Genomic DNA, 18633 nt, shown 5'->3' with positions numbered 1-18633 from the left:
GGGCTATCCTTCCTGAAATGCGAAACGGGCAACGATCTTGCGTTGCCATGGGGCCGACAGCGGGCTCTCGGTCACCCCGTGGCCGGTGTAGGCGTGAATGAAGGTTGGCGACGGTCCGATGTCGCTGACGATGCCAAGGTGCTTTGCGACAGCGGTATCGCGCATGCGAAACAGCAGAATGTTTCCGGGTGTCATTGGTGACGACGACACATCAACACAGTGCCTCAACGCAGCGCGCCAGAGAACTTCATCGCCTTGCGGTTCGGACCAGTCAGCCGTGTAATGCGGCACCTGTTCGGGTTCGTGGCCGTGGATATCGCGCCAAATGCCACGGATCAGGCCAAGGCAGTCGCACCCTGCCCCTTTCACCGAGGCCTGATGCAAATATGGCGTGCCGATCCAGCCTCGCGCAGTTTGCACAATGCGGCTCACGGCGTCAGGCTCCCACCGGTGTTATCCTTGTCGGACCGTGGCACGGACATCAGCCAGTCGTCGCCTGGAATGTGGGGAAAACCCTGAAAGTTGACCAGATTTGCAAACTTGGCGCGGCATGTTTCAGCGCGTTTGTCGCAACCGGCGATGAGGCGTAGGGTATCACCGACTTGCATATCAATGGTAATCGCCTGCCACAGCTCGACACGCCGGCGCGCGCCAGTGAGCCGATCATGCTTGATAGCAGCGGTCAGACCCTTGGCTTCACCTGACGTGATCTCCACCATTCCGCCGACAAACCAGCGGTCCTGAAAATTCTGTGTGACCACGTCCAGCTTTTGCCCGTCGCCGATGCGATCAATCGTAGCGAGCCCAACAAAAAGCGGATCCTCAAGTGATACTTTGCAAGTCGTGTCCCCTAGTACCGCGGAACAGGTTTTCAGGTAGCTACGCCCCTGTGGCTGGTTCAGCGCATCGGTCAGCCCCCGCAAATCAGCCCGAAACGACCCGCCAGCCCGCGTGATCTCGCCAATGCTGCCACGGAACAGGATTTGTCTGGCAGACACATCATCCCATTGCACACGCCAGACGATGACCTCTGCTGCATCGTAGCGGCCCGCCGCAATGTCGGTTTCGGTGATACTGTCAGCAGTCAGAATGCCCAGCGCCTCGGTGTTGTTAACCGACATGCCGGACGTGCTGGCCAAGGCTTTGGCGTTCATGCCGCTGTCTGCCACGTAAGTGATCCCGTTAAATTCCAGATCGCGGTCATGGTCGGTAAACCCGAGTGTCAAACCATCAGAGCGCGTGATGGACCAGCACTGACATACATGGGTGTGACCCGTCTTTAGGTGCTGATGAAGTGCGGTTGAAGTCATACCCGCACCTCGATCACAGGGACGTTGGGCACATCACCCGCGCGAAAGCTGGCGACAGACGTCTGGATGCGGTCCGTGTCAAATCGCGCGGGCACATCAAACTCAAAACCGGCGCGGATTTCCGCACCCATATCAGGGGCAGCGTGAAAGTGGATATCTCCGGCGGCAAAATCGACGTCAAAGTCGATGCCCTCTTGCAGCGTGTCTCCACCCACGGCGACCAGCACGGTGCCTGCAACAGGTTTGCTGATCGGCCGCTGATAGCAATTTCCGCCAGAGGCATAGTCCTTGATCAGCGGCCAAACTTTCGTTTCTTCATCGCCGTGGCCAAGCAGCTGATCCAGAGCAGCGGGCTTGCCAGACGCCTTACAGGATTTGAAGTCACCCCAATCCTTCCAACGGAAAGCGTGCAACTGCCCCTGACGGGCCTCAAAGAAGGCCACGAGGTCAGCCACATCATCAAGGGACCGCAATCCCAAGCCCGCATCATAGCGCCTGCGCGAATGCGCCCACGGGGTGTTGCGCTCTTCAAACCCGTTCACAAGGGTCACGATCTCTGTGCGACGCTCTGGCCCGCCGATTGCGCCAAAGGACAGAGAAGCCGGAAAACGGATTTCATGAAACGCCATTGTAGTGACCTCCTAGCGGTTGCGATTGCCATGCCCCAGCGCACGCGACATACGCGCGGCGATCTGGGACTGACTGCGTTCAAAGCCCTGCACATCGGGCGTGTGGATATGCATGGTGACGTTCACGCCCCCAACACCCGCGCTGCGCACACCAAGGCGACCATCCGCGCCACGAGTCAGTGGCATGATGGCTTCCGGCCCCGCTTCGCCCATCAGACCGGTGCCGCCGCGCATGGGGAATGTGGTGGGGCCGCTGACAACGCCGCCTTTGGCGAACGGCATCACGCGGCCTTGGCTGAACGTACCGCCGTCGGCGAAGGGCTGTAGGCTGGACACTACCGAATTGACGCCATCGGATAGCAGACCGCCCAAATGGCTGGTCACAGGCTTTATCGCGGCGTTGTAGACCGTGTTCGACATGGACGTGGCGACAACAGACAAAGCGTCAGACAGCTTTAGGCCGTCAAACACCACACCATCAAATGCCTTACGTAGTCCGCCCGAAAAGCCGCGTTCCAGATTGCCCAAATCGCGTGTTGTGGCACCAAGCGTGCCTTGCACATCGCGCAGCTGCCCGTCGAATGCCGCTGTCATCGCTGCTGTGTCACCTAGCGTGCGCTCAAGCGCTGCAACATCGCTGTCCAGCGCATCTATCTCGTCGATCTCTCTCATTGCGATTACTCCTTCTTATCCGGATAGGTATCCTGCAATGCCGCCAATGCAGCGCGTCCCATCGGAGTCTCTACAGCCGTGCGGCCCAGCATCATTTGCAGTTCGGCAGGCGTCAGCGCCCAAAACTCGGCGGGGCGCAGTTGCAGACCCAAAATGCCGGCTTGCATCAAAGCGCCAAAATCAAGCCCGCTCATGGTGGCGGCGCAAAGGCACGCGCCAGTAGCATGGCTGCGGCTTTTGCGGCTCCGACCGGCCCGTCTTCGATTTGGGCGCTCAACAGATCGGATGCCGTTCCACGCCACCCACCCCCACGCAAGCCCGCCACCAGCAACGCCATGACATCGCGCGATGCATAGGCTCCGGCCTCAAAACGGCGCACGAGATCGACAAGCGTGTCCTCACCCAGTTGCGTTTCAAGTTCAGCGAGGGCGCCAAGCGTCAGCTTGCAAACATGCGCCTGCCCGTCGATGACCAGCGCCACTTCGCCTGCGTAGGGGTTCGCCATCAGACCAGCGCCGTGAAGGTCAGCGCACCGGCGGAGGCCAGCGCCAGCTCGTAGGTCGCCTCACCGTTGTGGGCACCTGCATACTCGACCGATGTGATCTGAAACGCGCCTTCCACGATGCCAAAGTCGGGGATCACCACCTGAAATTCGGGCGTTTCGCCGTCAAAGAAAATCTGGCGTGCGCGTTCGTCTGTCGTGTCGTCCTTGAATACGCCAGAGCCCGAGATTGCAGCGGTCTTGACCCCTGCCCCCGCCAGCAACTCGCGCCAGCCACCGGTGCTTTCCAGCGATGTCACGTCCACGGTCTCGGCGTTAAAGCTGATCCGCGTGGCCCGCAGGCCCGCGACGGTTTCAAACGAACCGTCACCGGTCATGTCGATTTTGACCAAAAGGTCTTTGCCGTTCTGAGCAGCCATTACGCAGCCCTCCTATCAAGTGAAATCAGTTGTCGTCGTCCACGCGGGCGCGGAATGTCAGTGTGATCCTGCGCGTATCTCCGGTGCCTACGCGTGCAGCGCGGGCCTTGAGAAAATTCAGCCAGACAAGTGCGCCCCGCGTCAGCGTCAGATCGCTGTCCACCAGCGCGTCAGACACAGCGCCCGCGACCTCTTTGGCTTTGGTGAACCCTGCAGCATCGCTGACGACAAGAACGGTCAGATCATGCAACGCACCACCCCCTGTTTTGTCTGATGCGTCGCGCACCGTCTCGGACCCCAGCGCGATATAAAGCTGCGGCACGCTACCTGCGGGGATCGCGTCATATACGTGCGTGCCAACAAGCCCGGATACGACCGGATCGGTGTAAAGCTGTTGGAAAACAGCGGCCTGCAAGGCGGCTGAAACGGCATAGCTCATGACGCCACCTCTTCTTTGCAAAGACAGGTCAGATAGCGGCCATCCAGATCGCGCTCGACCACCGTTTCCACCTCAAACTGCCGTGTCCCGATTGTGAACCGCTGGCCCGCTTTTGGCCTGCGCGGCGATCCCGTTGCCGCTGCACGGACGGTGATTTTGTAGGCCGCCTTTGATACCGGTCCGGCGAATCCTGTGGTTTCTCGGGTGCTGGCAGGTTTCATCTCTGCCCAAAGCACGCCAAGCGACACCCAGCTTGTGATCAATCCGCCCGCATCATCCGGTGCCTGAACAGGTGTCAGCAGCGTCAGGCTGCGGTTTAGCTGAGGAACAGTCATGCGCGGCGCCCGCCCAACAGACGGACCGTGCGGTGCGGCGCGATCAAGCTGTCCACAATCTGCGGAAACTGCGATGCGCTGCCGCCGCTGTCATAGCGAAATTCGTAAAAGTGGGCGGCCAGCAACAATACCGCGCGCGCCAGATCATCTGGAATGCCGGACCAGTCTTGCGCAAATCCCGCGATGATCCGGATCCTCACCGCACCACCATTGGGCACAGATGGCAGACCGCGACGCTCTGCGCAAAGATGCGGGCGTTGCCCATCGCGTTCCAGCATCCAGAACTCGGCGGGCCAATCGGTTTCGCTCCCCTGACGGTCCACCAGCGTCACTGTGACCACGTCCTCAACGGGCGCGACTGGCAAGGGCTGGCGTGTCTGATCGCGCCACTGCGACAGGGTCCATAGAAAATCGCGTGCAAAAAGAACCTTGCAGGTGCGCGCCTCAATCGCAGCAAGTGCCGAACGCAGGCAGGTCTCAAGCGCATCATCCTGCAACGTATCGTCAGCAAAGCCGGACCCCAGTCGCAAATGATCTTTGAATACGGCCAAGGGCAATGCAGACAGCGGCACCGTGGTCTCTTCGACTAATATCATGGAATGTCTCCGAAAAATCGGCCTCAACTACAGGTGCCGGAGTGGTGGAAATGATGCGTTCTTGATGGGCCGGACGCGCATCGCCCGCGTTGCTCGGACGGAAGGAAGCAGCTAGACAACGCAGTCGACTGGGCGCGCGTCCGGACACGGGATGCTGCGCGGTCAGTCGCAGCACCCGCTTCGCGCAAGTTAGCTTGCGGCGAACTTCATCAGCTTGATCGCGGCAAAGTCGCTGACGGCACCGCCCACGCGCTTGGTGGCATAGAACAGCACATGCGGCTTGGCCGAGAACGGATCACGCAACACGCGCAGATCAGGGCGTTCGGCGACAGTGTAGCCCGCTCCAAAGTCGCCAAAGGCAATCGCCGTGCTGTCGGATGCAATATCGGGCATGTCCTCGGCAATCAGCACAGGATAGCCCAGCAGGCGTGCCGGTTCACCGGCGGCCAGACCGTCCGACCACAAGAAGCGACCATCATTGTCTTTCAGCTTGCGGATCGTGCCAGCGGTCTTGGAATTCATAACAAACGTGCCGTTCGCGCGATACTCAGCGCCAATCGCATAGACGAGATCGACAATCGGATCACCGTCCGCAATGCCGCCGTCCGAGCCGGACGCCACATAGCCAAGGCTACCCCAGGTCCATGCACCATTGTCGACCACCGGATAATTAAGGAAACCGCGCGGCTTGTCCGCACCATCACCCGAAACAAAGGCCTGCGCCTCGGAGCGCGCGAATTTGTCTGCAATCCGGCCAGCCAGCCAGCCTTCGATGTCAAAGGCGCTATCGTCCAGTAGACGCTGAGAGGCTTTGGGCAGCGCCGACAGTTCATTCAGCGGAATGGAAATGCGATCAATCTGCGCCGTATCCGTCTCGGCCAGCGTGCCGGTCTCTGTGGCCCAGCCTGCACCCATTTCTGTGTGATCGACCAGCACATCGTAGGACGTGGCATCAACGGCCACCACATTGGCAATCGCGCGGATGGAAGCCGTTGCACTCAGTGTGCCCTTGATCCGGTCAGAGGTTTGCGGGTCTACCAGATAGCCCCCATCGGCAGCCACAGACGACGACATCGCCTTGCTGTCCATCTCCAGCCCGCGCAGCCCGTCATCATCGCCAGAGCGCAGGTAGGCAGCGAATGCCTTTTGGTGAGGGGCGTCAGCCTCGGCAGCCGCACTCAGTGCAGGGCGTGCGGCCATCAGTGTCTTTCGATCCAGCTTGTTCATGCGGTCATCCTGTTTTTGCAATTTGGCGTTCACGCCGTTGGAGAAACTTTTGAAATCAGCCACGAAGCCGCCAATCGCGGTCCGCAGTTCTTCAGCCGGTGACATGTCTTGCGACACGCCTTTCCCGGCCAAGGCCTTGCCTTGGGTCTTGATCATGTGTTGGTCCTTTTGGTTGATGGTCCGACGAAGTGCCGGTTAGTCCCTACCGCGTGGCAAGGTCCTGTCGGGCAGCGTCGAACACCGCCGCCAGATCACGTAAGGCGGTGTCGGCCGGATCATCCGCCTTCCCCCCTACACGCGCATCGGGAAGCATGGGGAAGGTCACCAGCGACACCTCCCACAGCTCCAACTCGTCCAGATGACGCTGGCCGCCCGTGCCTTTGTGCGATTTGACGGTGCGATAGCCAATCGACAGCCCGTCAATCGCGCCCGCTTCGATCAGCGCCGCAGCCTCGCGGCCCTTGGCCACGTCCGTCAGGATGCGCCCCTTGACCCACAGTCCTGTTGCGTCCTCGCGCACCTCGTCCCAGACGCCGATGGGCTGCGTCGGGTCGTGCTGCCATAACATCTTGATGCTGTGCTTTTTGCCAAGCGATGTCGCATAGGCCCCCGATCCGACGACATCACCGCCCTGATCGGTTTTGCCGAACAAAGACGCGTAGCCCGAGATTTCGGTGCCATCCTTGACCTTCACATCTGCGCCAATCCGGCAGAATTTATGTTCCAAGTCGATCATATCCGTTCCCTTCACGTGCCACGCACAAGCGCGATCATTTCCAGCACCAGCAGCGCAAACGCACCGCACGCAATCATCAGCATCTGCATTTCCAACCGCGAGACGAGTAGCTCGATCCGGCTCAGGCGCACATCAAGCTGGGCAAACCAGAAATCCGTGGCTACGGGCTTGGGCGCTGATTTGCGGCGGCTGCGGTCCATATCCACGACGTTATCCGTCATCACCGACCTCCTGCTCAGGTAGTCCCAACAAGTTCCGCTTTTCAGCATTGGTCAGGAACGCTGCATCAGACACCCGCCGCCATTGCGCATCGCGTTCCGCCGACAGCGCAGGGATTTGATCCAGATCGGGGCGCAGGTCGATCCGTTCTCCAGTGAAGTCAGACAGCCAATCCGCAATCGCGCTTGTCACCCGTTGCGCCAGCGGCAGCACCGTGAGGCGATAGAATGCGCGGTTCGCTTCCTGATAGTTGGCGTAGGTCGCGTCGCCTGGAATACCCAGCAACATAGGCGGCACACCAAACGCGACCGAGATTTCCCGCGCGGCGGCCTCTTTGGTCTTTTGGAATTCCATATCAGAGGGCGAGAACCCCATCGGCTTCCAATCCAGCCCACCTTCCAGCAACATCGGCCTGCCCGCATTGCGCGCACCCTGATGCTGGCTTTCCATCTCGTCCACCAAACGATCATACTGATCCTGGCTTAGCTGCGACTGGCTTTCCGATCCGCGGTACACAATGGCGCCCGAAGGACGTGCCGCATTGTCAAGCAACGCTTTCGACCAGCGCGACGCGGCATTGTGCACATCAATCGCGTTGGCCGCTGCCTGAAGCACCGAAAAACCATAGTGATCATCTTGCGGATGGAACGATTTGATGTGGCAAATCAGGCTGACACCATCTTGCACGTTGAACCGCAGCTTTTTGCCACTGACGTTGTATTCATAAGCAGCGGGCCAGCCATCTGAACCCGGCACGACACTCATCCGGTCTGATCGCAGCACATGCATTTCTGCTGGTGTATCGTCCAGAACAACTCCCTCGACATAGGCGTTACCTGTCAGCAAAAGCTGACCATAAAGCGCCTCAAGCAATTCCGCGCGTCCCTGCCCCGCATTGGGGCGATTGATCAGGTCTTGCATCGGATGAGTCTCGTAGCGGTGCACGCGATCTTGCAGCACCAACGGAAGCGCCGCCGCTGCCTCGGCAATGATCTTGACCGCGCGAAAGCCGATTGGGTTGCCTGCAAAACCAACCTTGGTCAGCGTGACAGCATCCCGCGGGCTCCAGGCGACACGGCCCACACCGCCCTGCATCGCAATCAGCGGGCCCGAGGCCGATGCCTTGGCTTCGGGCGCGGTTGCGGCTGGCTTGCGGTTGAAAAAGTCAAACATGCATTGGTTCCCTTGCAGCGCCTTTGCGGCGTGGTTCAGATCGTTGAGGAGAGTTATGCAGCCAAAGTCTTAGCAGGCTGACAAACGGGCGTTCGGTGGGGCGCGCAACACCCTAGCGGCCAAGCCCGCGCACCTGTGGCCGCCCCTGCGCCTTGAGAGAGGGCGCAATCATCAGCTCGTGCAGCGCCCAGACAAGTGCGTCCACACGGTCCGGCGATCCTTTCCCCTGAAAACCGCTAGTCGTCATGGCGCACATCTGGTCCTCAAGCTGGCCCAAACCGCGCAGGTGTTGCACGCGCCCTTGTTCATAAAGTGCAGCGACCGGCTCTGCCCGCCGCGCTTTGCCCTTGCTGGCATGCAGTGCCTTGAACGGGATCAGGTCAGAGATTTGACGGATCACGCTTTCAACCAGTCCGCCGCCCTGATTGACCTCGGCCACGATCTTGTCCGCGCTATGCCGCTCGAACGCCTCAACGGCGACGGCAGCCCATTCAGACGGTGTGGCCCCCTGCACCGTGGCATCCTCGATTACGAATGCCCGCCAAGTGGACACAGGCCCGTCGGTCAGCGCACCTGCGACGATAATGCCGCAAGCATCAGATTTGCTGTGCGATGACACGGCTGGATCTACAGCCACCACCACGCGCATCCCGTGTGGTGCCTGATCACTTTGCGCGTCAGCCAGCAACTGCGGTGTCCAAAGCGCGCCAGCCACGTCGGCCAACAATTTACCCTCAAGTTCCTGCCGTCCAAGACGCGTGCCGCCGTATTTCGCCTGCACCTCGTCGATGAATCCTTTTGCCAGATTGGCGGCGTTGGCCTCGGTCGGCGCGTGGGTCATCACCGTGCTATCGCGGGCCAAAAGGTCTTTGAGCACGTCAACATTGCGCGGCGTAGTGGTCACGCAGGCTTGCGGATGCTCGCCCAATCGCAACGCGAATTGCAGCATGTCCCAACTGTCGTGACCGTGGGCCCATTTCGCCAATTCATCCGCCCATAGCGCATCAAACTGCGGACCGCGCAAGCTTTCGGGATCATGGGCAGAACAGACCTGCGCCACGGCCCCGTTGGGCCACTGCAACTGCTTGCGGCCGGCAATCCATTTCGGGCGTTGCGATGCCGGCGATACCGCCATGATCCCGCTATCACCAAAGATCATCACTTCGCGGGCCTGATCGAATGTCTCACCGACAATGGCAATGCGCCGCGCACGGCCAGCAGCGCGTGGTGTGACGCCTTCGGCCATCCCGCGCACCCATTCGGCACCCGCGCGGGTCTTGCCAGCCCCGCGCCCGCCCATGATGACCCATGTGCGCCAGTCACCTTCCGGCGGCAACTGGTGCGGCATGGCCCAAAATGTGAATAGATAAGGGAGCGCGGCAATCTGGTCGTCAGTCAGGCTGTTGAGGAACGTCGCTCTGTCCTGCGGCGTCGCGGAGGCGATCAAGCATGCCCCCGATTTCAGCGCGGATGTCGTCAAGGTCTGGCGTTGGGTCATCTGACCCTCCATCATCTGACAGGGCATGAAAGCGTTCTTCCGCTTTCAACAGCAACGTATGCGCGACCTGAATGTCACCCATCTTTGCCAGCATCTTTTTGGACATTTCAGCAGAAGGGTCTTCGGAGCTTGCCAACCAGACCTGCAACAATTTGCGCATCGACTGATAAAGCTGGTCGATCTCCACAATCCTTTCTGCGGCCTTTGTCGCGCCGGAAAGTGTGTCGTTCACGGATGATGTCATGCTTTGAATGCGCCTGTATGGACTTCCGATACAGTCGAGATAATCCAGGCCGTTACACGGTGACCAACCAAGCAGGATTGTTTCTAGCGTATCTGATGGATAGGCCTCGGACCCCCAAAAGTCAACGAACCGGCCCGCGTCTACGTCCGGTCCGATGAACAAATCCCTAACGTCTGTAAAGGCTTATGGCCTAGTTGCCAGCGCGGTCTGCTTCGATCTGACGCCACACGGCGACGTTGCGGTTATGATCGTCAAGGTTGGTCGCAAAAGCGTGGCCCCCCGTCCCGTCAGCCACAAAGAAGATGTATTCCGTGCTGTCAGGGTTCAGCGCCGCCTCAATGCTGGCCCGTCCGGGGTTTGCGATAGGTGTCGGGGGCAGCGCGTCGATGACATAGGTGTTCCACGGTGTCTCGCGGCGCAGCTCGCTTTGGCGCAGGCCACGTCCAAGAATTCCTTCGCCCTGCGTGATGCCATAGATTACCGTGGGGTCGGTTTGCAGACGCATCCCGCGGTTCAATCTGTTGGTAAAGACCGACGCCACCTGACGCCGCTCTTCGGCAACACCGGTTTCCTTTTCGACAATACTGGCAAGGATCAGTGCCTCTTCAGGGCTGCTCAGCGGCACATCGTCAGACCGCTGCGCCCAAGCATCTGCCAAAATCTGTGTCTGTGCCGTGGTCATCCGATCCAGCAGCGATGCGACCGTGGCACCCGGTGCAAATTCATAGCTATCGGGCGCAAGCGACCCTTCGGGCGGTGTGTCGACGACATCGTCCTCAAGTAGATCAAGCGCATTCAAAGCCGTTTTGATCTGCCAGCTTGTGACACCTTCTGCAACGGCGACGCGGTAGCGGGTGTCGCCTTCCTCGCGAACCTGCTGGTAAGCATCAGGCGCGTCTTCCTCGGCGGGGTCAAATTGCGCCACCTCGACAAACCGGTTTGTGGCTGGATCAAGCTCTCGCACTTGAACCGTCGTGCGGGTCACGCCGATGCGGTACACCACTTCGGTTCCGCAAGTGCTCGCCCCGCCACGGGTCACGGTATCGACGATCTCTTCCATCGAAGCACCGGCCTCGACCAAAAAGCTACCCGCCTTAAGCTGGTCGGACCTTTCGGAATAGTCAGCGCCCATGCGGAAAATGGCAGGCGACGTCACCGCCCCCTGCTCTGCCAGGTTTTCGCTGACACGCCGCATGTTGGAACCACTTTCAACGCGCAAGCACATCGCCTGTTCAAGCGGACCTTCAGCCGAATAGGATTTCGCACCCCACGCGACGGCACCAGCCACCAGAAACAGCGCCACGATCAAAAACGTGAGCGCGTTCGCTGCAATATGACGCCACATTAGCTGGGCTTTCCGAAGATGACGCTCGCGTTTGTGCCGCCAAATCCGAACGAGTTCGACAGGGCCACATCAATCTTGCGTTCGCGCTTGGCGTTGGGGGCCAGATCAACCTTGGAGTCCACCGCAGGGTTATCCAGATTGATGGTTGGCGGTGCAACCTGATCGCGGATCGCAAGGATCGAAAAGATCGCTTCAATCGCGCCAGCGGCCCCAAGAAGGTGCCCCGTGGCGGATTTTGTCGATGACATCGTCACTTCAGCCGCCGCATCGCCCATCATCCGCTCGACCGCGCCCAGCTCGATGGTATCGGCCATTGTCGATGTGCCATGAGCATTGATGTAGTCCACATCCGTCGGCTCAAGCCCTGCATCTGCAAGTGCCGCGCGCATGGACCGCTCACCGCCTTCGCCGTCCTCGGACGGTGCGGTGATGTGATAGGCGTCACCTGACAGACCATAACCCAGCACTTCGGCGTAGATTTTCGCACCACGTGCCTTGGCGTGCTCGTATTCTTCCAACACCACGATGCCCGCGCCCTCGCCCATGACAAAGCCGTCACGATCCGCATCATAAGGGCGGCTTGCTTTCTGCGGATCATCCGCGCGTTTGGTCGACAGCGCCTTACAGGCGTTAAAGCCCGCGATACCGATCTCGCAGATAGCAGCCTCGGCACCACCGGCGACCATCACATCGGCACTGCCGTATTTGATCAGGCGCGTTGCATCACCAATAGCGTGGGCACCTGTGGAACATGCTGTCACAACCGAATGGTTCGGCCCCTTGAACCCATATTTGATGCTCACCTGACCAGAGATCAGGTTGATCAGCGCACCGGGAATAAAGAACGGCGACACGCGACGTGGGCCTTTTTCCTTGATCATCACGGCAGTGTCCGCAATCGACTTCAGACCGCCAATACCCGACCCGATCATCACACCGGTGCGGTGCTTTTCTTCGTCTGTCTCTGGCGACCAGCCGGAATCTTCGACCGCTTGCTGCGCGGCCGCGATGCCGAACAGGATAAAGTCGTCCACCTTCCGCGCGTCTTTTGGTGCCATATAGGTGTCAGAGTTGAACGTGCCGTCCGACCCGTCACCGCGTGGCACTTCACAGGCATAAGTCGTGGCTAATGCGCTTGCGTCAAAGGATGTGATTGGACCCGCGCCGGACTGTCCGTCAAGGATTTTGCGCCAACTGTTTTCGACCCCATCTGCCAATGGTGTCACGAGACCTAGTCCTGTCACTACAACGCGCCGCATAATGTGCCCTCACCTTATCCTTGGGGGTGTTTGACCCCTGATAGCCCAAGCCCCGCAAGAGGAGCAAGGGCATGCGCGCTTCATCGCGCGTTAACACTGATCCCATAGGTTGCACCGGCAATCACTGGCCGGTCCGACATGCGCTATTTTCATCTTATCTGCTGTCTTGGTTTTGTCTGTGCGGGCGGTTCTGCACAGGCGGCTGTTGATTGCGCTGTCGTGGGCGGTATCGAACGTATCCATGATGCAGAGGCGCGGCTGCTTGCGGCCTCTCCCGGCCCGTTTGATCCAACAGATTTGCAGATCATCCGGTCCGAGGTGTCGCGATTGGACAGCCGCAGCATCAGCAACGCGCTACGCGATCATCCCACACGGTCTGATGTGGATGATGTGCAATCTTTCTGGCTGCGGGCATCCATGCTTGATCGGCTAGCACAACAACCCGACACCGGATCGTTCGAACATTTCCTGACGCAAGCCGACACGCGCAAACTATTCGCGCGACTGGCGCGCGTTTTGCCGAACTTTGGCTGCGACAGCAGAGATGTGACAGCAGGCACCCCACCAAACGGAACTGACCGGACAGGCTCCGGCATGCATCTGACCGATCAGGCCCGAACAGGCTTGGGCTTCCACTTGCCTGCATCGATTATTCTTACACTGGCATTTGTCGCAGGCGGGCTGGCGCTTTGGTGGTGGATACGCTTTGCGCAAAAACTGTCCCAGAAACGCAAACGACGCAGGCGGCGCTATCCGGTCAATCTGACCTCAAAGATCAAAAGCGGGCACGAGATTGACCCCGCACGCATCGTTGACCTGAGTTGCATGGGCGCAAAGCTGAAATGCAGCCCAGAGACAGAACCGTCACCGGGCGATCCTGTTGCGATCTGGCTAAACGAATCCTGGGTGCCTGCAAAAATCAGCTGGAGCAATCACTGGTACTGCGGCATCCAATTTGATCGCCGGATCAGATTTTCGCGTCTGTCCAGATTAGTCGGTGGTCTGACGGCGGCATCCAAGCGGCGCGCAGGCCCAAAAACAAAAGCGGCGCCCGAAGCACGGACGCCGCTTTAAACTGTCAGCTTCGCAGATTACTGCGCGGCTTTGATAAATGTGACGGCATCGCCAAATGTCTGGATTGTCTCGGCTGCGTCGTCAGGAATCTCGATCCCGAACTCTTCTTCGAAAGCCATGACCAATTCAACGGTATCAAGGCTGTCTGCGCCCAGATCGTCGATGAAGGATGCACCTTCTACAACTTTGTCTTCTTCAACACCAAGATGCTCTACAACAATCTTGCGTACGCGGTCTGCGACGTCGCTCATTGGCTTTCCTCACGTTCGTTTTGGGCAAAAACCCGGTTTTGGAACGGCCATTAAAACAGCCGCCCGACTTGATCTGCGTGGCCTATAACAGAAGATTGACGCCACGCAAACGAAAACGACAAGACCATAGGGTCTAGCCGCCATACGCTCAATACATGGCCATGCCGCCGTTCACGTGCAAGGTCGTGCCAGTGATATAAGCCGCTTCGGGGCTGGCAAGGTACAGCACGGCGGCACCGATCTCGGATGCGTCACCCATGCGTCCAGCAGGCACCTGCCCCAGAATTCCCGCCTTCTGATCATCGGTCAGCTTTTCGGTCATCGGCGTCGTGATAAAGCCCGGAGCCACGCAATTGACTGTGATCCCACGGCTTGCGACCTCATAGGCGATGGATTTCGACATGCCGACCATTCCGGCCTTTGACGCTGCATAGTTGGCCTGACCGGGGTTGCCGGTTGCGCCAACCACACTTGAGATATTCACGATCCGGCCCCAGCGCGACTTCATCATGCCACGGATCACGCCTTTGCAAAGTCGCATGGTGGACGTCAGGTTCACCTCAAGCACGCTTGCCCACTCCTCATCGGACATGCGCATAAACAGGTTGTCGCGCGTGATGCCTGCGTTGTTGACCAGAATATCAACCGATCCCATCGCATCGGCGGCTTGCTTGGGCAGCCCGGTCACTGCTTCGGCATCGCTCAGATTACAGGGCAGCACGTGCGCGCGTTCACCCAGTTCGGCGGCGAGTGCCTCAAGCGGTTCAACCCGCGTGCCGGATAGTGCCACAGTTGCGCCAGCCCCGTGCAATGCATGCGCGATGGCGCCACCGATCCCGCCGGATGCGCCGGTCAGAAGGACATTCTTATCAGTTAGATCAAACATAGGTTTTTCTTTCTTTGAAATACGTCACGCAAGACTTTCGGCTGCGGCTTTTACCTGATCGGGTGTGCCGACAGCCAGACAGGTGATCTCTTTATTGATCCGGCGCACCATGCCTGACAGCGCCTTGCCTGCACCAACTTCCCAAGCGGTCTGAACGCCCTGCTCGCCCATCCACATGACACTTTCGCGCCAGCGCACCGATCCGGTCACCTGTTCAACCAGCAGATCACGGATCACAGCCGGATCGCTCACAGCTTCGGCGCGGACATTAGCAACCACTGGCACAGCGGGTGCCGCGATATTGACGTCGGCCAAGGCCGCCGCCATGGCGTCCGCCGCAGGTGCCATTAACGCGCAATGAAACGGCGCACTGACCGGCAGAAGCATGGCCCGCTTTGCGCCCTTCTCTTTTGCGATATCAAGGGCGCGTTCGACCGCCGCCTTGTGGCCCGACACAACGACCTGCGACGGATCGTTGTCATTGGCCGCCTGACAAACCTCGCCTTGCGCCGCTTCGTCGGCGACAGCTTTTGCCGTTTCAAAATCGAGACCAAGCAAAGCCGCCATCGCGCCCACGCCGACAGGCACGGCTTCTTGCATGGCTTGGCCACGCAGACGCAACAAGCGGGCGGTGTCTGCCACGCTCAGCGCTCCGGCAGCTGCCAGTGCGGAGTATTCGCCCAGCGAATGCCCGGCGACGTAATCGGCGGAAGCAATCGTCACTCCTTCAGCTTCAAGTGCGCGCATCGCGGCAAGCGATGTGGCCATAAGCGCGGGCTGCGCATTGCGTGTGAGGGTAAGATCGGTGATGTCACCTTCCCAGATCAGATCGGACAGTTTTTCGCCAAGCGCATCATCAACTTCGTCAAAGACCGCCTGTGCTGCTGGATAGGCCTGTGCCAGATCGCGCCCCATGCCGATGGTCTGCGCCCCTTGGCCGGGAAATAAGAATGCCCGCATGGCTGCTTCCTTCTTTGTTGCTCTTTGTCACAGTGTTAGCGTGCCGGCGGGCCTCTCACAAGGAAAGCACGGCAATCAGCCCTGCAAATGCGCACAGCATCCTTGCAACCGTTGAAATTGGCGACAAAGCCGATCACTGCTAGTCTGACAGCCAAATCAATCAGGAGGCAGCCGGATGGCCAGCAGGAACACGATCACAAGCTATGGCAGCGTCACCAAGGTTTTTCACTGGCTGACGGCCCTTCTGATCATTGCGATCATCCCGCTTGGCGCCGTGGCGAACCGACTTCCCTACGAGACCAGCGAACAGCTTGCCTTCAAGGCGCAGATTTTTTCATGGCACAAGACGCTGGGTGTGCTGGTATTCTTTGTCGCGCTTCTCCGAATCCTTTGGGCCATCGGACAGTCAAAACCGGGGCACCTTCACCCCGAACGCAAAGCCGAGACGTATCTGGCCAATGTCATTCATTGGGCGCTTTATATCTCTCTCGTGATCGTGCCGCTTTCGGGCTGGATCGAACATGCCGCGACCACAGGTTTTGCCCCTATCTGGTGGCCCTTCGGCCAGACACTGCCATTTGTGCCGCAAAATGAAACTCTCGCCCACACCTTCGCCAGCCTGCACTGGATCTTCGGCAAGGTGATGGTTGCCTCGCTCCTTCTTCATATTGCGGGCGCGCTGAAGCACCATATCGTTGATAAAGACGCCACATTGCGGCGTATGTGGTTCGGCAAAGCCGATGCTCCAGCTGTTCAGGCCCATCGCGCATCTTATGCCGCGCCAATAAGTGCCATCGTCGTCTTTGCAGCCGCAACCGGCGCAGGGGCAATGGCCGGTTTCTTTGACGAAAAGGAAACCGCTCAAATCGTAGCATTGGAAACCGTGCAATCTGATTGGACCGTCCAAGACGGCGAGATTGCAATCACGGTCAAACAGCTTGGCAGTGACGTGACAGGCCGTTTTGAAAACTGGACCGCAGCCATTGTATTCGATCCCGACAGCGGCACCGGAAACGTCGAAACGACGATCGCCATCGGTTCTTTGACACTTGGATCAGTGACCGAGCAGGCAATGGGCGCTGATTTCTTCGACGTGGCACAATACGAAACGGCTGTTTTTGCAGCTGACATCACCCCGGCCGACACAGGTTATCTGGCTGATGGCACATTGACGCTAAAAGGCGAAACCGTGCCGGTGTCCCTGCCCTTCACGCTGGAGATTGCCGACGACACTGCGACTATGGCAGGCCAGATGACGCTTGATCGCACGGCGTTCAAAATCGGGGAAAGCATGGCGGACGAAGGCAGCCTTGGCTTTGGCGTGCAGATCGATGTGACACTGACCGCCACGCAACCCTAACAGAAAAGGGCCGCGCCAGCAGATGCTGACGCGGCCCTTTCATTTATAAGTCAGCACTTATTCTGCGGCGACGGCTTCGATCGAAATGGTGACCGGAATCTCGTCAGGGATAAACGGTGTGAACATGCCAAGATTATAGTCGGACCGCATCAGCGTGGTTGTTGCGTCCAGACCCATTGCCTTGCGGCCCTGATATGGCGGGAATGGATATTCCTCTGTCATCTGGTTCAGCACTGTTTCCAGCACGACCGATTTAGTCACACCATTCAGCGTCAGATCGCCGGTGATGTTGGCTGTCGTCTCGCCTGTCACTTCGATTGATGTGGATTCGAATGTCACGTCAGGGAATTCACCCAACTTGAAAAAGTCACCCGACTGCAGGAAGTGCTGGCTGCGGCCATCCCAACCTGTGATCATTTCGGATGCAGGGAATGTGACCGATACAGTCGAATTTGCGGGATCTTCGGCATCAAACATGATGTCGCCGCCAAAGCCCGAATACATACCAAACGTGGTCGAGAAACCGGCGTGGTCGTATGTGAACAGCGCCTGGCTGTGGCTTTCGTTAAAGGTGTAGGCCTCTGGTGCGGCCAGCGCGGGCAGTGCGGCAGCTGACAGAATGGCTGCAAGTGCAGTTTGCTTGATCATGGAAGTATCCTCCGTGTTTTTGAACTCTGGACCTTAAAATGGACCTGACACGCACAAACTCAACTCTCCATTTCCGAACAGGGTCTGTTCAAAAAGCAAAAAGGGCCGCCAAAGGCGACCCTTGAGTTCTCTTGTGCGGATGTCCGCTTAGCCCTTATCGGCCCCCACGATCATCAGATCGCGGCCCAGTCGGTCACGCAACGGCTGCAAATCTGCTTCCTTGGCTGTAGCGATCAAAAGCGTCTGTGATGTATTGCGATAGCGCAGCATCAAGGCATCCAGCTTTTGCCCCGGCTGACGGTTGATAAACACGCCGCCAATCGCGTCAAAGCCATAACGGCCCAAAAGCGTGGTCTTCCCTGTCCGGTTGCGCACAACTTCGCGGACTTCGCCCAATGTGGTGTCAATCTGAAGCTCTGTCTCGGTCCCGCGACTTGCAAACCACAACAGGAAAACCGAAGCCGCGACAAACATGATGACCGCAAATATACGGAACAGGTCCAACTGCCCGTCCATCACCGTGGCTGGCATCAACAACAATCCAAGCGCCGCTGCCATAAAAGCTGCCCCCAAAAACATCGTTATCGTCTGTGCCACATACATGAACACGCTCGATGCATTGGCCGCCCGGATAATATAGCCCCAATACGCCTCATCGATTTGAAACGGCGCAACTTTGGGTCCTTGAAACACATCACTCGATACTAACTGGCCGTCCACATTTGCCATGTCAGTCATCACTTTAGCTCCTCATAACTGTTGCGATACAATCTGAGGGTGAACTAAGGCAGGAAATGGGCGCGGTAATGGCGTCGTTAAGGTTTCGTTTACCGTTTACGTCAACGTTAATT

Annotated in this window: 25 protein-coding genes; 2 read left to right on the top strand and 23 right to left on the bottom strand. The window is 58.7% G+C overall.

Annotated features, from left to right (window positions below; all coding sequences use genetic code 11):
- Positions 1–3: 3 nt before the first annotated feature.
- The 18 genes from V8J84_RS08955 to fabF form a co-directional block, all read right to left on the bottom strand.
- A complete protein-coding gene (locus V8J84_RS08955) occupies positions 4–432 on the bottom strand; it encodes an NlpC/P60 family protein (RefSeq protein ID WP_339930205.1) in 429 nt (142 codons plus the stop codon).
- On the bottom strand, positions 429–1310 hold the full coding sequence (locus V8J84_RS08950) for a DUF2163 domain-containing protein (RefSeq protein WP_339930203.1): 882 nt from the start codon (positions 1308–1310) through the stop codon (positions 429–431). The genes V8J84_RS08955 and V8J84_RS08950 overlap by 4 nt, the downstream gene beginning before the upstream one ends.
- Positions 1307–1939: a DUF2460 domain-containing protein gene (locus V8J84_RS08945; protein WP_339930201.1), complete on the bottom strand. Its 633-nt coding sequence runs from the start codon at positions 1937–1939 to the stop codon at positions 1307–1309. The genes V8J84_RS08950 and V8J84_RS08945 overlap by 4 nt, the downstream gene beginning before the upstream one ends.
- A gap of 12 nt (positions 1940–1951) precedes the next feature.
- The gene (locus V8J84_RS08940; protein WP_339930199.1) at positions 1952–2611 is read right to left on the bottom strand and encodes a phage tail tape measure protein; all 660 of its coding nucleotides are present in this window, start codon (positions 2609–2611) and stop codon (positions 1952–1954) included.
- A gap of 5 nt (positions 2612–2616) precedes the next feature.
- Complete coding sequence (locus V8J84_RS08935) at positions 2617–2805, bottom strand: rcc01693 family protein (RefSeq protein ID WP_339930197.1); 189 nt, start codon at positions 2803–2805, stop codon at positions 2617–2619.
- Entirely contained in the window at positions 2802–3116 is a 315-nt protein-coding gene (locus V8J84_RS08930; protein WP_339930195.1) for a gene transfer agent family protein, read from the bottom strand. Before V8J84_RS08930 ends, V8J84_RS08935 begins: the two co-directional genes overlap by 4 nt.
- Positions 3116–3532, bottom strand: coding sequence for a phage major tail protein, TP901-1 family (locus tag V8J84_RS08925; RefSeq protein ID WP_339930193.1), 417 nt, complete (start codon positions 3530–3532; stop codon positions 3116–3118). Before V8J84_RS08925 ends, V8J84_RS08930 begins: the two co-directional genes overlap by 1 nt.
- Positions 3533–3557: 25 nt before the next feature.
- Positions 3558–3971, bottom strand: coding sequence for a DUF3168 domain-containing protein (locus V8J84_RS08920; protein WP_339930191.1), 414 nt, complete (start codon positions 3969–3971; stop codon positions 3558–3560).
- A complete protein-coding gene (locus V8J84_RS08915; RefSeq protein ID WP_339930189.1) occupies positions 3968–4306 on the bottom strand; it encodes a phage head closure protein in 339 nt (112 codons plus the stop codon). Before V8J84_RS08915 ends, V8J84_RS08920 begins: the two co-directional genes overlap by 4 nt.
- Entirely contained in the window at positions 4303–4902 is a 600-nt protein-coding gene (locus V8J84_RS08910) for a head-tail connector protein (RefSeq protein WP_339930187.1), read from the bottom strand. Before V8J84_RS08910 ends, V8J84_RS08915 begins: the two co-directional genes overlap by 4 nt.
- Before the next feature lie 189 nt (positions 4903–5091).
- Complete coding sequence (locus tag V8J84_RS08905; RefSeq protein WP_339930185.1) at positions 5092–6285, bottom strand: phage major capsid protein; 1194 nt, start codon at positions 6283–6285, stop codon at positions 5092–5094.
- Positions 6286–6331: 46 nt separating this feature from the next.
- Positions 6332–6865: an HK97 family phage prohead protease gene (locus V8J84_RS08900; RefSeq protein ID WP_339930183.1), complete on the bottom strand. Its 534-nt coding sequence runs from the start codon at positions 6863–6865 to the stop codon at positions 6332–6334.
- A gap of 11 nt (positions 6866–6876) precedes the next feature.
- Positions 6877–7086 (bottom strand): hypothetical protein, encoded by a 210-nt coding sequence (locus V8J84_RS08895; protein WP_339930181.1) that lies wholly within the window; start codon positions 7084–7086, stop codon positions 6877–6879.
- Positions 7076–8257: a phage portal protein gene (locus V8J84_RS08890; protein ID WP_339930179.1), complete on the bottom strand. Its 1182-nt coding sequence runs from the start codon at positions 8255–8257 to the stop codon at positions 7076–7078. Before V8J84_RS08890 ends, V8J84_RS08895 begins: the two co-directional genes overlap by 11 nt.
- Before the next feature lie 112 nt (positions 8258–8369).
- The gene (locus V8J84_RS08885; protein WP_339930177.1) at positions 8370–9755 is read right to left on the bottom strand and encodes a DNA-packaging protein; all 1386 of its coding nucleotides are present in this window, start codon (positions 9753–9755) and stop codon (positions 8370–8372) included.
- Complete coding sequence (locus tag V8J84_RS08880; RefSeq protein WP_339930175.1) at positions 9649–9999, bottom strand: hypothetical protein; 351 nt, start codon at positions 9997–9999, stop codon at positions 9649–9651. The genes V8J84_RS08885 and V8J84_RS08880 overlap by 107 nt, the downstream gene beginning before the upstream one ends.
- Positions 10000–10189: 190 nt before the next feature.
- Entirely contained in the window at positions 10190–11344 is a 1155-nt protein-coding gene (mltG, locus tag V8J84_RS08875) for an endolytic transglycosylase MltG (RefSeq protein ID WP_339930173.1), read from the bottom strand.
- Complete coding sequence (gene fabF / locus V8J84_RS08870; protein ID WP_339930171.1) at positions 11344–12603, bottom strand: beta-ketoacyl-ACP synthase II; 1260 nt, start codon at positions 12601–12603, stop codon at positions 11344–11346. Before fabF ends, mltG begins: the two co-directional genes overlap by 1 nt.
- A 138-nt stretch (positions 12604–12741) precedes the next feature.
- Here fabF and V8J84_RS08865 point away from each other — a divergent pair, with 138 nt between their 5' ends.
- Positions 12742–13677 carry a PilZ domain-containing protein gene (locus tag V8J84_RS08865; RefSeq protein ID WP_339930169.1) on the top strand — a complete coding sequence of 312 codons (936 nt, stop codon included), beginning with the start codon at positions 12742–12744 and terminating at the stop codon, positions 13675–13677.
- 17 nt (positions 13678–13694) lie between these two features.
- Here the strand turns inward: V8J84_RS08865 and V8J84_RS08860 are convergent, their stop codons facing one another.
- From V8J84_RS08860 to fabD, 3 genes are all read right to left on the bottom strand, one after another.
- The gene (locus V8J84_RS08860) at positions 13695–13928 is read right to left on the bottom strand and encodes an acyl carrier protein (RefSeq protein ID WP_339930167.1); all 234 of its coding nucleotides are present in this window, start codon (positions 13926–13928) and stop codon (positions 13695–13697) included.
- 148 nt (positions 13929–14076) lie between these two features.
- A complete protein-coding gene (gene fabG / locus V8J84_RS08855; protein WP_339930165.1) occupies positions 14077–14814 on the bottom strand; it encodes a 3-oxoacyl-[acyl-carrier-protein] reductase in 738 nt (245 codons plus the stop codon).
- Between the two features lie 24 nt (positions 14815–14838).
- Complete coding sequence (gene fabD, locus V8J84_RS08850) at positions 14839–15774, bottom strand: ACP S-malonyltransferase (protein WP_339930163.1); 936 nt, start codon at positions 15772–15774, stop codon at positions 14839–14841.
- 175 nt (positions 15775–15949) lie between these two features.
- Here fabD and V8J84_RS08845 point away from each other — a divergent pair, with 175 nt between their 5' ends.
- Positions 15950–17134 (top strand): cytochrome b/b6 domain-containing protein, encoded by a 1185-nt coding sequence (locus V8J84_RS08845; RefSeq protein WP_339930161.1) that lies wholly within the window; start codon positions 15950–15952, stop codon positions 17132–17134.
- Positions 17135–17191: 57 nt separating this feature from the next.
- On the opposite strand, the gene V8J84_RS08840 is transcribed toward V8J84_RS08845, so the two are convergent.
- Together V8J84_RS08840 and V8J84_RS08835 are read right to left on the bottom strand one after the other, a co-directional pair.
- Positions 17192–17782: a YceI family protein gene (locus V8J84_RS08840; RefSeq protein WP_445285962.1), complete on the bottom strand. Its 591-nt coding sequence runs from the start codon at positions 17780–17782 to the stop codon at positions 17192–17194.
- A 147-nt stretch (positions 17783–17929) separates the two neighbouring features.
- Positions 17930–18520 (bottom strand): hypothetical protein, encoded by a 591-nt coding sequence (locus V8J84_RS08835; protein ID WP_339930159.1) that lies wholly within the window; start codon positions 18518–18520, stop codon positions 17930–17932.
- Positions 18521–18633 lie beyond the last annotated feature (113 nt).

Origin of the sequence: Yoonia sp. 208BN28-4, assembly GCF_037543925.1 — a bacterium.
Lineage (GTDB): Bacteria > Pseudomonadota > Alphaproteobacteria > Rhodobacterales > Rhodobacteraceae > Yoonia.
This window is presented reverse-complemented; position numbering and strand designations above follow the sequence as displayed.